General features: G+C 55.8%; 13 protein-coding genes. 3 read left to right on the top strand and 10 right to left on the bottom strand.

The annotated features are described in order from the left end of the window. Position 1 precedes the first annotated feature (1 nt). Together COA55_RS02990 and COA55_RS02995 are read right to left on the bottom strand one after the other, a co-directional pair. Positions 2-850, bottom strand: coding sequence for an SDR family NAD(P)-dependent oxidoreductase (locus tag COA55_RS02990; protein ID WP_290500577.1), 849 nt, complete (start codon positions 848-850; stop codon positions 2-4). A gap of 57 nt (positions 851-907) precedes the next feature. Next, a complete protein-coding gene (locus COA55_RS02995; RefSeq protein WP_290500579.1) occupies positions 908-1,837 on the bottom strand; it encodes a metal-dependent hydrolase in 930 nt (309 codons plus the stop codon). Here COA55_RS02995 and COA55_RS03000 point away from each other — a divergent pair. Then, the gene (locus COA55_RS03000) at positions 1,821-2,177 is read left to right on the top strand and encodes a hypothetical protein (protein ID WP_290500580.1); all 357 of its coding nucleotides are present in this window, start codon (positions 1,821-1,823) and stop codon (positions 2,175-2,177) included. The genes COA55_RS02995 and COA55_RS03000 overlap by 17 nt on opposite strands. Here COA55_RS03000 and COA55_RS03005 read toward each other — a convergent pair whose 3' ends face one another. From COA55_RS03005 to speA, 3 genes are all read right to left on the bottom strand, one after another. Further along, positions 2,178-2,633 carry a DUF4112 domain-containing protein gene (locus COA55_RS03005; RefSeq protein WP_290500581.1) on the bottom strand — a complete coding sequence of 152 codons (456 nt, stop codon included), beginning with the start codon at positions 2,631-2,633 and terminating at the stop codon, positions 2,178-2,180. Then, the gene (locus tag COA55_RS03010; protein WP_007151020.1) at positions 2,633-2,977 is read right to left on the bottom strand and encodes a Rieske 2Fe-2S domain-containing protein; all 345 of its coding nucleotides are present in this window, start codon (positions 2,975-2,977) and stop codon (positions 2,633-2,635) included. Before COA55_RS03010 ends, COA55_RS03005 begins: the two co-directional genes overlap by 1 nt. Before the next feature lie 251 nt (positions 2,978-3,228). After that, complete coding sequence (gene speA, locus COA55_RS03015; RefSeq protein ID WP_290500582.1) at positions 3,229-5,109, bottom strand: biosynthetic arginine decarboxylase; 1,881 nt, start codon at positions 5,107-5,109, stop codon at positions 3,229-3,231. 159 nt (positions 5,110-5,268) lie between these two features. On the opposite strand from speA, the gene speE reads away from it, so the two are divergent. Further along, entirely contained in the window at positions 5,269-6,129 is an 861-nt protein-coding gene (speE, locus tag COA55_RS03020) for a polyamine aminopropyltransferase (protein WP_290500583.1), read from the top strand. A gap of 133 nt (positions 6,130-6,262) precedes the next feature. Here speE and COA55_RS03025 read toward each other — a convergent pair whose 3' ends face one another. The 5 genes from COA55_RS03025 to COA55_RS03045 all read right to left on the bottom strand — a co-directional run bounded on the left by COA55_RS03025 (position 6,263) and on the right by COA55_RS03045 (position 12,163). After that, on the bottom strand, positions 6,263-6,712 hold the full coding sequence (locus COA55_RS03025) for a hypothetical protein (RefSeq protein ID WP_290500584.1): 450 nt from the start codon (positions 6,710-6,712) through the stop codon (positions 6,263-6,265). A gap of 79 nt (positions 6,713-6,791) precedes the next feature. Continuing rightward, positions 6,792-8,960, bottom strand: a complete 2,169-nt coding sequence (locus COA55_RS03030) for an AAA family ATPase (protein ID WP_290500585.1) — start codon at positions 8,958-8,960, stop codon at positions 6,792-6,794. A 329-nt stretch (positions 8,961-9,289) separates the two neighbouring features. Next, the gene (locus tag COA55_RS03035) at positions 9,290-10,312 is read right to left on the bottom strand and encodes a hypothetical protein (protein ID WP_290500586.1); all 1,023 of its coding nucleotides are present in this window, start codon (positions 10,310-10,312) and stop codon (positions 9,290-9,292) included. Positions 10,313-10,590: 278 nt separating this feature from the next. Continuing rightward, positions 10,591-11,181, bottom strand: a complete 591-nt coding sequence (locus COA55_RS03040; protein ID WP_290500588.1) for a 2-hydroxychromene-2-carboxylate isomerase — start codon at positions 11,179-11,181, stop codon at positions 10,591-10,593. A 256-nt stretch (positions 11,182-11,437) separates the two neighbouring features. Beyond that, on the bottom strand, positions 11,438-12,163 hold the full coding sequence (locus tag COA55_RS03045; RefSeq protein WP_290500590.1) for an SDR family oxidoreductase: 726 nt from the start codon (positions 12,161-12,163) through the stop codon (positions 11,438-11,440). Between the two features lie 116 nt (positions 12,164-12,279). On the opposite strand from COA55_RS03045, the gene COA55_RS03050 reads away from it, so the two are divergent. Next, on the top strand, positions 12,280-12,759 hold the full coding sequence (locus COA55_RS03050) for a helix-turn-helix domain-containing protein (RefSeq protein WP_290500591.1): 480 nt from the start codon (positions 12,280-12,282) through the stop codon (positions 12,757-12,759). The last annotated feature ends 42 nt before the right edge of the window (positions 12,760-12,801 follow it).

Raw genomic sequence — 12,801 nt, forward strand, 5'->3', positions numbered from 1 at the left:
GTTATGCCCCCTTGTTACTGACAAAGCGATAAGAGAAACCCAGGAACTTGGCGTAAAAGTTCGGCGACGCCCGCTTCATCATCCAGAACAACTTCGCATCCACCTGAGGCGTGGTGTACAGCTCGCCCTTGTCCAGACGGTTCAGGGTCAGCTTGGCCACATCGTCACTGGTGGTCATGGCGTAGTTCATCAACGCATGGTCCGCCAGCTTGGAGTAACGGCCGGGGATGCGACCGTTCTTGATAATGTTGGTCGGCACCAGCGTCGGGCACAGCACATTCACGCGAATGTTGTCCCTGGCCAATTCCGAGAACAGGGTTTCGGACAGGGCACGCACACCGGCCTTGGTCACGTTATAGGCACTCATTTCCGGTGCCGCCGTGTACGACGCCGCCGATGCCACATTGATAATGGCGCCATGCCCCTGTTTCTTGAAACCGGGTACAAAGTAGTGGCAGCCATTGATCACGCCCCACAGGTTCACGTGCATGCACCACTTCCAGTCATCCAGGCTCAACTCATCGAACTTGCCACCCAAGCCCACTCCAGCGTTGTTAATGACCATGGTCACCGGGTGCCCCAACAAGGCTTCGGATTCCTCAGCCAGCTTTTTAACCTGTTCCGCCTCACCCACATCACAGTGAATGGCGAAACCTTTGGCGCCCTGGGCTTCCAATAGCGCCACGGTTTCCTGTGCCGCTTCCAGATTCACATCCGCACAAACCACGGCCCCGCCACGCTTGGCCAGTTCCAGTGCAAAACTGCGGCCGATGCCGCTACCGGCACCGGTCACCACTGCGTAGGCGTTTTTGCTTGGCTTGGCAAAACGCTGCTTCAAAAAAGTCATCATCACAATTATCTCAACAGGTTATCGGCGGCACGCCCCGAACCGGGCGCGCCACGGAAATCAGGCGCGCAGTTTCGGCACGAATTCCTTGACCAGATACGGCGACAGCAGCCCGGTTTTCGGGTTCAGCAGCTTCTCCTTGTAATACTCAAGGTAGGCCGTGGTGTCGTGGTCATTGGGGTGAAAGTCCCGGCGCAGGTAATCCAGAATGTGTTTAACCGTACTGCCGTAAACGCCCTCTTTCGGGCCGACCAGAAACACCAGGCTGGTTTTCACGTCTTTCCAGTAACGCAGGCTGAGCAACTTGGTCGGCTTGCGATACACCGGAATGGCGGCGCCACCCAGGGGCACCAGGAACATGATGGTAAAAGCCGCCAGCGCAAAGCCGCTCACCCGCAGCGGGTAGTTACCGGACAGAGTCTCGTAGACATCATAGGCAATGTCCTTGTGCTCGGACTCTTCCAGCATGTGCCACATCCATAGGGCGCGCTGCTTTTCATCACCGGTTTCGTAGAAGACCTCTTCATTCTTCATCATGTATTCCGCCAGCACCGCCGTGAAATGCTCAATCCCCGCCATCAGGGACAGCTGCATGCGGTTAGGCAGTTTCTTGAAACCGTACTCGAACACGTTGTCCGCGAGGAAACGGTACAGCGCCACCGGGTAGCGATGCTCGGCGAGGGTATCGTTAAACTCGTCGTGCATTTTGGAATGAATGGCTTCCTGGCCAATCAACGCCGTCACTCGCTGCTTCAACACCGGGTCCTTGAGAAACTGACGGTGATAACGGGCGGTATCGATCACCAGCTCTTCGCCAAAGGTCAGGAAGATAGACAGCGCCTGAAAGTACGCAGTGGCAAACTCCGTATCTTTAAAGAAGGTGGTGTCGAGATCCTTGGCATCAAATTTGAAATCCATATGCCGGATGGGCACCTCGGGGGCTTTCCCGGCGGTTTTCGGCGCGTATTGATGAATGGTTGCAGTACTCATAAAGGTCACCTGTCCACGTAAGGCCAACGCCAGCCAATACAAAAAGGGAGCGGCAGCAGCAGGCAACGCATTGCTTACCCTGCCCACCGTTACATTAATGGATGACACAATAAAGCGAATGCTTGTTCGGATTCAATTCGGATTGATTCCCCGGCAAGGAAAGACCCGCATAAAGGCACAAGAAAGAAGAGGATTTATCTATAATAAAGGGCTGCACGGTAAGCAAGCGCAAACAAACCCGGTTATTTCGGGCCACTTATTGTCGGACAGCCCGCCCCTTATCCCCCCTGCCCAGGCAGAGAAAAAACGGGAATGCCGGCGCGGGCGCGCCGGCCTGTGATTACAGAATCAGGGTTAAACCGCCGGTGATTATGGCAAATAGCACCGTTAACCAGATCAATGTCCACCAGGGGAACGGCGGCGGTGGCGGCTCCACTTCCAGCTGCTTCTCCAGGTAATTCTTCAGCAGCTTGGTGTTGCGGGTATTGGCCTTATAGATGGCATCAAAGGCATCGCCCACCACCGGCAGCAAGCCACCCACGAAGTCGATGCCCATATTGCGCAGCATACGCAGCTTCACACCCTTACTGGCCCCGGCGCGGTGAGCTTCCACCAGCACATAGCTGCCCAGCACCAGGCCCGCCGCATCACCAACGATCGGCACCAGGCCAATAATCGCTTCGGCGCCAATCTGAAACTTGGTAAAGGGAATACCAATACTGCTGTCGGTGAAGCGGCTGAATTTTTCCAGTCGCGCCAGCGCAGCTTCCTGCTGCGCCTTACTCGGGTTTACCATTAGATCTCCACGTACAGCTGGCCGTCTTCTTCGGTTACCGGCCAGGTTTCCAGGGCCTTCTCACCCCGCACCACATTCAGCATCTGTACCCCCGGCGGGAAATTCGCCCACTCGGAGACTTCACCGGTGCGGATATCAAACTTCGCCCGGTGCAGCGGACACTGCACACATTGGTCCTTGAGGATCTTGCCCTTGCCCAGTGAGGCAAACATGTGAGTGCAGCGGGCCTGGGTGGCGTAGAAGCCATCACTCAGGTGGTACACCACCAACTTGGTGTCCCCCGCCTTCATGGCACGGCTTTGTCCTTCCGGTAGATCCTGGCTGGCACAGAGTTCATAACGCATGCTGCTCTCCTTGCTGGCTGAAAAAAATCTAGCTTCTAGCTACGAGCTGCTAGCCGCTAGCTACGAAGCACCTGTAGGAGTCCCCTTCCAGGGGACGAACCTTGCGCAGCAAGGAAATCGCCCGCAGGGCGATCAGGCCTACCGCACACAACAGACTTCATTCATGGCATTGCGGAATCCCTGAATCCTCTGTCGCCTCGCTTCGCGAGGTTCGTCCCCTGGAAGGGAACTCCTACATGAACGGCGCTTCGCTACTCCAGATACGTATACCCTGCCAACCCCTCGCGTACCAGCTCGATAAAGCCTTCCTGCTCGGCATTATTCAAATGCGCCTGGCGGCAGTGCTGCTCCAGGGACGCCAGCAGCTTGTCGGTATCGTAGTTCACATAGCGTAGCACCGAGCTCACCGTATCGCCGTGAATGGCATGGTCGAGCACGATGTTGCCGTTGTCATCCACGTCCACATCCACGGAATCCGTGTCGCCGAACAGGTTGTGCATGTCGCCGAGGATTTCCTGGTAGGCGCCCACCATGAAAATACCCAGGTGGCCGTTGAGCTGTTCCGGCAGTGGCAAGGTGGCTTCCACGCCCTCGCCATCCACAAACTGGTCGATGCGGCCATCGGAATCGCAGGTAATGTCCTGAATCACCGCCCGGCGGGTGGCGGGTTTGTCCAGGCCCGACAGCGGCAGCACCGGGAACACCTGACTGATACCCCACACATCCGGCACCGACTGGAACACGGAAAAATTCACGAACAACTTGTCCGCCAGGGTTTCGTTGAGGCTGTCGAGCAGTTCGCGCTGCTGTTTGCGCAGCGGATTCAGGCGGCCGCGCAGGGCCAGCAGGCAGTTGATATACAGCTGCTCGCCACGGGCGCGGGTGGCCAGCCCCAGATCGCCGGCAATATAGCGCTGGTGAATGTCCTGCCAGGCACCGGTCACTTCCGAAAAGCGCTCCAGCAGATTGCCCGGCTCACCGGCCAGCGCCTGCTGCAGTTCCCACAGTTGTTGCAGCTCCGCCGCGTCATCGGCGGTTGGCGCATCCACTGCCACCGGGGCCATCTGCTCCTGGTCGGTGATATTCACCAGCAGCACCGCATGGTGGGCAGTCAGCGCCCGGCCGGATTCGGAAATGATGTTCGGCTCCGGCACACCGTGTTCCGCACACTGCTGCTGCAGGGTCTGCACGATATGGCGGGCATAGTCGGCCACGCCATAGTTCATGGAGCAATAGGAACGCGAATGGGTGCCTTCATAGTCCACCCCCAGGCCACCGCCCACATCCACGGTTTCCACCGCCGCGCCCAGGGCGCGCATCTCGGTGTAGTAACGGGCCGCTTCGCGCATGCCGGCTTTAATATCCTGAATATTCGCCACCTGGGAGCCCAGGTGAAAATGCAGCAGTTTCACGCAGTCCAGCCGCCCGGCGGCACGGCAATGCTCGATGGCCGCCATCAGCTGCGGCGCACTCAGGCCAAACTTGGATTTCTCGCCACCGGTATTTTGCCAATTGCCCTTGCTGATGCTCATCAACCGCACCCGCAGGCCAATGCGCGGCGACACGCCCAGCTCATCCGCCAGCGCCAGCAGCGCCGGCAGCTCGGACATTTTCTCCACCACGATATGCACGCGGAAGCCCAGCTTCTCACCCATCAGCGCCAGGCGCAGGTACTCCGCATCCTTGTAGCCATTGCAGACAATAGTGTCGCCCGGGTTGGACAACGCCAGCACGGCCAGCAACTCCGGCTTGGAGCCCGCCTCCAGGCCCACCCGCTCACCTTCATCACGGGCACGCAGGATCTCGTGCACCACCCGGCGCTGCTGATTCACCTTGATCGGGTACACCGGTGTGTAGTCGCCCTGATACTGCTGGCTATCGATGGCCTCACGGAAGGCGCCGGCCAGCAGCTTCACCCGCTGGCGCAAAATCCCGGAAAAGCGCGCCAGCACCGGCGCCCGCAACCCGGCCGCCCGGCAGCTTTCCAGCACCGCTTCCAGCGTGGCCTGGCCGCCCTGCTCGCCATTGGGCCGCACACACAGCTGGCCCAAGTGGTCGATACGGAAGTAACTGTCGCCCCAGCGATCCACGTTATAGATGTCGCTGGCGGGCAAGGGAGAGTTGTCGGTCATTACGGGTCCTGAATAAAGGAGTTATCTGGGGGCATTATGCCTGCCGGGGCGCCGCACTCGCACCCCTTTTTCCTGCTTTGACAGGCGCACGATAGGACTTACAATCGCGACTATCGTTCACCCGTCGAACACCCCCATTTGCCTCCACCGGAACCGCCCATGAGCACCCCCAAGAACAACTGGTTTTACGAGCACTTCGACACCGCCGGCACCGCTTTCGGCCTGCGTCTGAAACAAAAGCTGGAAGAAGTGCAGACCGAGTATCAGCACATCGAGATGTGGGAAACCGACACCTTCGGCTACCTGATGACCATCGATGGCGCCACCATGCTCTCCACCCGCGACAACTTCCTCTACCACGAGATGATGTCGCACCCGGTGCTGTTCAGCCACGCCAACCCCAAGCGCGTCATCATTATTGGTGGCGGCGACTGCGGCACCCTGCGTGAAGTGCTGCGGCATCCGAGCGTGGAAAAAGCCACCCAGATCGACATCGATGAAATGGTCACCCGCTACTCCGAGAAATACTTCCCGGAACTGTGCGAGTCCAACGGCGACAGCCGCGCCGAACTGCTGTTCGAAGACGGTGTGCAATACATGCGCGATTGTGACGACGGCAGCGTGGACGTGATCATCGTGGATTCCACCGACCCGGTGGGCCCGGCGGAAGGCCTGTTCAAGGCTGACTTCTTCCGCGATTGCCACCGCGTACTGGCCGATGGCGGCATCATCGTGCAGCAGTCCGAATCCCCGCTGCTGCACAGCGATACCATCATCAAGGATCTTCACAAGAACATGCGCGAAGCCGGGTTCGATTCCACCCAGACCCTGCCCTTCCCGCAGCCGGTCTACCCCAGCGGCTGGTGGAGCTGCACCCTGGCCGGCAAGAACACCGACGTGAGCCAGTTCCGCGAAGGGGATGCGACCGGGAAAGGGTTCGAGACGAAGTACTACACTGCCGCCCAGCATAAAGGGGCGCTGGTGTTGCCGCCGTTTATGGAGAAGGCGATAAAAGGCTAAAAGTTGCGAGTTGCGAGTTGCGAGTTGCGAGTTGCGAGTTGCGAGTTGCGAGTTGCGAGTTGCGAAAAGAATGCCCTTGTCTTCTTTGGAAGCAAGGGCATTCTTATAGATGGACGCCGGCGAAGACGAAAAATCAGGTTATAATTTCCACACTCTTGTCGACACCGAAAAGCAGGTGTTGATACAGGGCATTCATATCGTTGTACCAGTTCACGCCGATACGCTGCCCGTTTTTCAATGTCAGTGTCAGGCCCGTAATCTCACCATTCTTTGAATCGACCTTTACCTTTGACAGGTCAGAAAAAAGCACATTGCTTCCCGTATGCTTGTAGTGGAAACGCAACCCTTGGGGTGTTCTCTCTATTTCCCAGTCGCGCCACTCATCCACATCATCGAGATAGGCGGTCAATGCTTCCCAGAATATTTTGGCAGCCAGGGGATAGAGGGGAATGACAGAGACAGCCCAGAAACTGTCTGTCATCAGGTAGAGAAGAACGGCGGCGACAAAGAAGACACAGGCCGAGGTGATTTCGACTCGCTTTTGGTATCTTTCCAGCACCACCTCGTCAATCTGATGCTTCATCAATTTCTCGCAACAACCCTCACTGATGAAAAATCATCGTTTTCTGGAGCGCACGGGGTAAGACCTGAACCTCGTAACCCTAGCATTTAGACATGGCTTTATAGTGGTCCAGGTAGCCCGTTTTATCAAAAACCAACCTCAAACCCTCCTTGAAGACGTCATAGTTAAATTCCTTCATATCTATGATGTTCTGGCCAAGTGAATGCGACTCCCGGTTGATGTACCGGCAAAAGGCTTGGTACTTCGCATCTTGGAGTTCCGGCATCTGGAAAACCTTATTCAGGTCTTTCTTTCGAACAAAGTTGAAAAAGTACTCGACTATATTGCGCATACAGTTTGCGATAAGTGCTGGCGGTTGAGACTGGTCATTAACAACGGACCAGTACGCTTGATAGTCATTCTGAATTTCCTCGTATTTCATCTCCTGGATGACGCTTCCAGAAGAGGGCTTTGAAAGCCTAAACAATTTCTGTGTTTCCTTACGGCGCTCGTGATTCGGATCTGTCATCTCGTAGAAGAAGTAGAGACTATGAGTCAGGACAATAACCTGACTGAACTGCTCCCCCTTGAAGAATATCGAACGAATGAGCTGCCCTACGTTGAAGATGAATACATGAGAAAGGCTCGAGATTGGATCATCTATTACCGCGATGCGCTTAGCGTGTGTATCCTCTGCACTAGCCTTACCCTTACACAGCTCGCAGAAGTACAAGAAGCTAATCATCATCTTCTCTCCCTCGCTTAGAGAGTGAAATGCGTCTTTGGAATCACCAGCGCGCACCACGCGATAGAGATTGTCAGAGTGCTTCTGTACGCTGAAGTCATCTATGCCTAGGTCATTCAAACCTGCATTGATAGCAGTAATCGCTTGATCAATATTCACAGTCTGCTTTTGTGCATCCGCAATTTCTCTCCTGATCTTAGCCAGCTCATCATCAATATTCCCGATCTCTATATCTAAGCCTTTCGATTTCTGATTAGCATCCCGCCAGTCCGCATCAAACCTTGCCATTGTTTGGTCATACTGCCACCGCATCAATTGCCAAAATTCGTTGCGTAAGTTTTCGAGAGCAGATTCACGGTTCTTGAGCTTATCGTTGTACTCGTCGACTTCAGAGTTAATCTGATCGATTACTGAGTTTAAATCGGCTATCAATCCTGTCGTGTCGGATAACGTAGCCGGAACCTTTGGGCTCTTTAACTTTTCTTCAATCTTGCGAGAATTATCCTGCAGTGCGTCTACAAGCAAATTATATTTGTTGGTTATGAAGTCCTTGCGGTATTTTACAAATGGATGGTCGGTAAAAGAACTCATCCCTGGCAATGAGTCAACCGCATCTCGGTACGCCTTTAGAAGTTGTGAAAGCTCGTTTAGATTCTGCTCGTAGGTCACATCAAAGTACGACCTCACGCTGTCGATAAATTTCTCCGAAATCGTTGCTTCTTGACAAAAGGGGCATTGCGCATTTGAATCACCTACGCTCTCTGGAAAGTATGAAAGACCTTGCTTTACCCAGTCCGAATTCCCTAACCTCTCAATTAGAGCCGCAACCTCACTATCGGCATTCCCCAGGATGGATTTTCCGAACACTGGGTCAGACTCGACGCTGTGAGCAGCAAAAGACAGGTTTGCCAGGCGTGGTTGCGGCTGAGCATCATCACCTTTGAGTGCTTCTACTTCCTGCCGGATTGTTTGAACGTCTTTTTTCGGTTCACTGGCTGGTTTCGGAATTTCTTGAAGATAGGAAAAAAGCTTGTCTTTTTGTCCCTTTAGACCTTCGAGACAGTATTCCAGAACTCGATCACCACCAGCATAAGTTTTCTTGATGTCCCAAACTTTTTCTATAGCCTGATTTTTTTGTTGCAAAAATCCCTGTTTTACTAATTCCTTTTCATTGCGCTTCCCTTGTAGATCCTGCTTAATCTTCTCTTGCTTCTTTGTCGCATTGGCTATTTTTTTCTCAGCCTCTTTGTTCTCTTTTGAAAGACTGAATATGCCTTTTAAATTATCCGCAACATAGAAGTTATCTCGAATGAAATTTTGGTTGTAAACGAGAACTGGAACCGATTCTTCGGACACCTTTTTACACAAGGTAAATGCAGGATTGCTGGGCTCATACAGGAAACTGGAGATTGTTGATTTTCCAGTTCCGTTTAGTCCATAGATAAGATTTATTTTCTTATCCGTAACGAGCGACGTAGCTTGCTTAAAACTCGCCACTGAATCCATGCGAATTTCGGTAATCACCTGTCCGTTACCTCCTACTCCAAAGCACATAATATTTTATCAAATTGCGGAAATCTGGGAGATTGCCTCGTGCATCGAGCCAGAGAAGGGAAACATTGCAGAAGCCAGCTCCAGGCCAGCATAAGGATAAACAAACAGGCATCCCTTCCCCCGATTCGCTTTCGCAGGCCATGCCACCCTGGCTGACCGGTTTTATTTGTGATCCCGTTCCGAATCTACACAATATTTGCGTATAAGGAAACGCGCGAGCTGAAAAGCAATTAATAATGAATAGTGAATAATTAATAGCGACAACCAACCCCAGGTTAGCCAGCACTATCAATCTCCAATCAAGCTTCCGGGATCACCGCCGGTTTATCCAGGAACAGGGCGGTGCGGATCAGGTCCACGTAGATCTGTTCCTTGCCGGCGTGGCTGAGCAGGGACAGGGATTCGCCGTTGCGCAGGTTCAGCTGGATTTGGCTGTTTACGAAGCTGCGCTCGCCGGTGGTGAGCACCTGGTTGAGTTGGACGGATTCCACTTCATTGAACGCCAGGGTGCGGTTGTCGCCGGGCAGGGTGATGGTTTGCTGGCGACGGTCCAGGCGGGCGTTGCTGGTGGTGGAGAACAGCACGAACAGGCCGGCCAGGGTGAAGGAGATGGACAGCATCAGGGTCTGCATGGTGCCGCCCCATTTCATTTGCTCGAAGGGAATACCGACAACGAACAGGGCGTCGACAATATAGTACAGCTCTACCGCCAGGCCGCCCTGCGGGGCAATGAGAAAGGCCAGCCCCATGCCCTTGAGTGCCCGGCTGCCGGTGACGCGCAACACGTCGGGTTTGACCTGCCGGATGCGACCGGTGACAAAGTTGCTGCCACCGCGGGTGGGGGCAGCGGTATTGCGGTAGGCGCCGGGGTCGAGCAGCAGGCCGGGGATATCTCGCGGATGTCCCGCCAGCCACTGCCGCTCTTCACGGGTCAGCCCTTTGCCGGGGCGCAGGAGGCAGAACGCGAAGACCAGCATGGCGAGGGCCAGCGTTCCATATCCTGCCCAACTGCGCAGGATATTGCGGTGAACAAAGCCAGAGTTGGCCTTCTGACCCTCGACGACCTTGTCCAGGCGATCAAGGGCTTTTCCCAGATGGGCGATCAGCCAGCGATCATGATCGCTGAGGGTGGGTTTGGCCTGGGTGCGGGCAATGCGATCACGGACTTCATCGCGCTTCTGGCGGTGCTTGATCTGGCTTTCCTGCATGGAGGCGATGGCATTTTGATGCGCCTGCCAGGAATCCTTGGCCTTGGTGACCACACCGCCAACCACAATCGCGACAAACGCCGCAATCAACACACCATAAATCCATTTCAGCATCAGCACGCATCCGTCAGCGACAAAAGATCGGCGACGATAGCAAATAATTGCGTATTTTGCAGGCAAGGCATCGCAATGGGTGCGCGCGACGTTGGCCGGGACTGATGGAAGGTTAAGGGCCGGCCACAAACGGCGATGGTGGGATTGCTGTTTGCGGCCTCATCTATCGGGTCGCCGGTTCGCCATGCAAGCATAGCTCCTACAGATGCAAGCTGTGTCCGCCCCGGACATTCGACTCCTGTTTTTGATTTTCGCTATTAACTATTCACTGTTAACTATTAACTGCCTTTCAATTCTTCTTCCACAAAATCCAGCCGATCCTGCCCGAAGAACATCTCATTGCCCACGAACAGGGTCGGCGCGCCAAACACGCCTCGCTTTACGGCGGCTTCAGTATTGGCCTTGAGCTGCTCTTTCACCTCGTCGCTGGCGGCTTTTTCCAGCCAGGCTTGCGCATCCAGGCCGGCGGCGGTGAGCACGCGGGTGATTTCTTCCGGCTCAGACAGTTTGCAGGGCTCGCGCCACATGGCGTTGTAGAGGGCGGTGATCACGGCGTCCTGTTCCGGGGTGCCGATGGCGGCGGTGACGATGCGCATGGGGGTGATGGTGTTCACCGGGAAGTGCGGATTCATGGTGAGCGGCACCTGGTAGCGCGCGGAGTAGCGGGCCAGGTCGCGCATCATGTACATGCCCTTGGCGGGCACGGCGCCGGGCGGGTTGTTGCCGGTGGCCTTGAAGATGCCGCCCAGCAGGACAGGCACATACACCAGCTCGGCGCCGGTGCGCTCACACAGGGCAGGCAGTTGGCTCCAGGCCAGGTAGGCAGTGGGGCTGCCCACGTCGAAGAGGAATTCGATTTTTTGGGTCATGGTTCTTGTCCTTTCTGATTGTCATGTAGGAGCGACGCTCTCTGTGCACTGCGGGTACGCGGCGCGATGGGCGGAGTTAAAAGTTCAAAGCTCAAAGTTCAAAAGCGCGAGAAGAATCACCATGTTCTTTTATATCGTGCCCGCGCTTCAAACGGTTTGAGCGCGAAGCCAAGGCCTTTGAGTGATCTTGGGCGGACTTCGCGTTTTAACTTTGAACTTTCAACTTGTAACTGCTTTTTGTTGCGTGCTGCGTTCTTCAAAACGTTTCCATCCACGGGCGCAGGTCGATTTCGTGGGTCCAGGCGTCGCGGGGTTGTTGGTGGAGCATCCAGTAGGTGTCGGCGATGTGTTCCGGGTTGAGAATGCCATCCTGTTCTTTCTGGGCATACTTGGCCGGGAAGTTGTCGCGGATAAAGGCGGTGTCGATGGCACCATCGATGATCGGGTGGACCACATGAATGCCTTCCGGCCCCAGCTCCCGTGCCATGCTTTGCGCCAACGCGCGCAGGGCAAACTTGGCACCGGCGAAGGCGGAGAAACCCTTGCCGCCGCGCAATGAAGCGGTAGCGCCGGTGAAGATAATGGTGCCCTTGTTGCGCGGCACCATTACGCGGGCGGCTTCGCGGCCGGCGAGGAAACCGGCGAAGGCGGCCATCTCCCAGACCTTGCGATAGACACGGGCAGTGGTCTCGCGAATGGAGAAGAACACGTTGGCGCCGATGTTGAACACCACCACTTCCACCGGGCCGACCTCTTTTTCGATGGTGTCGAACAGCGCCACCATCTGGTCTTCATCGCGGGCATCACAGCCGAACGGGCGAGCCTTGCCGCCGGCGGCTTCGATCTCCTGCACCAGCGGCGCCAAGGCGTCTTTACTGCGGCGGGTGACGCAGACGGTGTAGCCTTCGCGGGCAAAGCGTTTGGCGATGGCGCCGCCGGTGGCATCACCGGCACCGATTACCACTACGGCGGATTCTGGCATGGGGCCTCCAACAGGTTCGTTCTACAAACAGTTAGTTCCAATTAGGAACTGATAGTCGGTTCTTTTTGGGAACCCGTCAAGCAGGTATGATCAGAAAATGTTCCCGGAGGTTTACTATGCGCTGGCAAGACATCGACCAACAGCCCTGCTCACTGGCCCGTTCGCTGGCCATTATTGGCGATAACTGGACGCTGCTGGTGCTGCGCGACTGCTTTCTCGGCGTGCGCCGTTTTGATGATTTCCAGCAACGGCTGGGCGTCACCCGCCATGTGCTCAGCGACCGGCTGCGCAAGCTCGCCGAGGGCGGAGTGTTGGAGAAAGTCGCCTACCAGGAACGCCCCCTGCGCCACGAATACCGGCTGACCACCATGGGCCGCGACCTCTACCCGGTGATTGCCCACCTGGCCCAGTGGGGCGACAAATACCTGGCCGACGAAGCCGGCCCACCACTGACCCGCGTGCACCGCCAATGCGGCGAACCGCTGGAGGCCAAACTGCAATGCGGCCATTGCGGTGAGAGCGTGGAGCCCAGGGATATTCGGCTGGAAGAGAACCCGCACTGGGCCGGGACATTGTTGCCGACCCAGGCGGGTTAAGAGGCTTTGTCGGATTACGTCCTCCGGACTAATACGACCTAC

It is taken from the genome of Alcanivorax sp., assembly GCF_002733835.1.
GTDB lineage: Bacteria > Pseudomonadota > Gammaproteobacteria > Pseudomonadales > Alcanivoracaceae > Alcanivorax.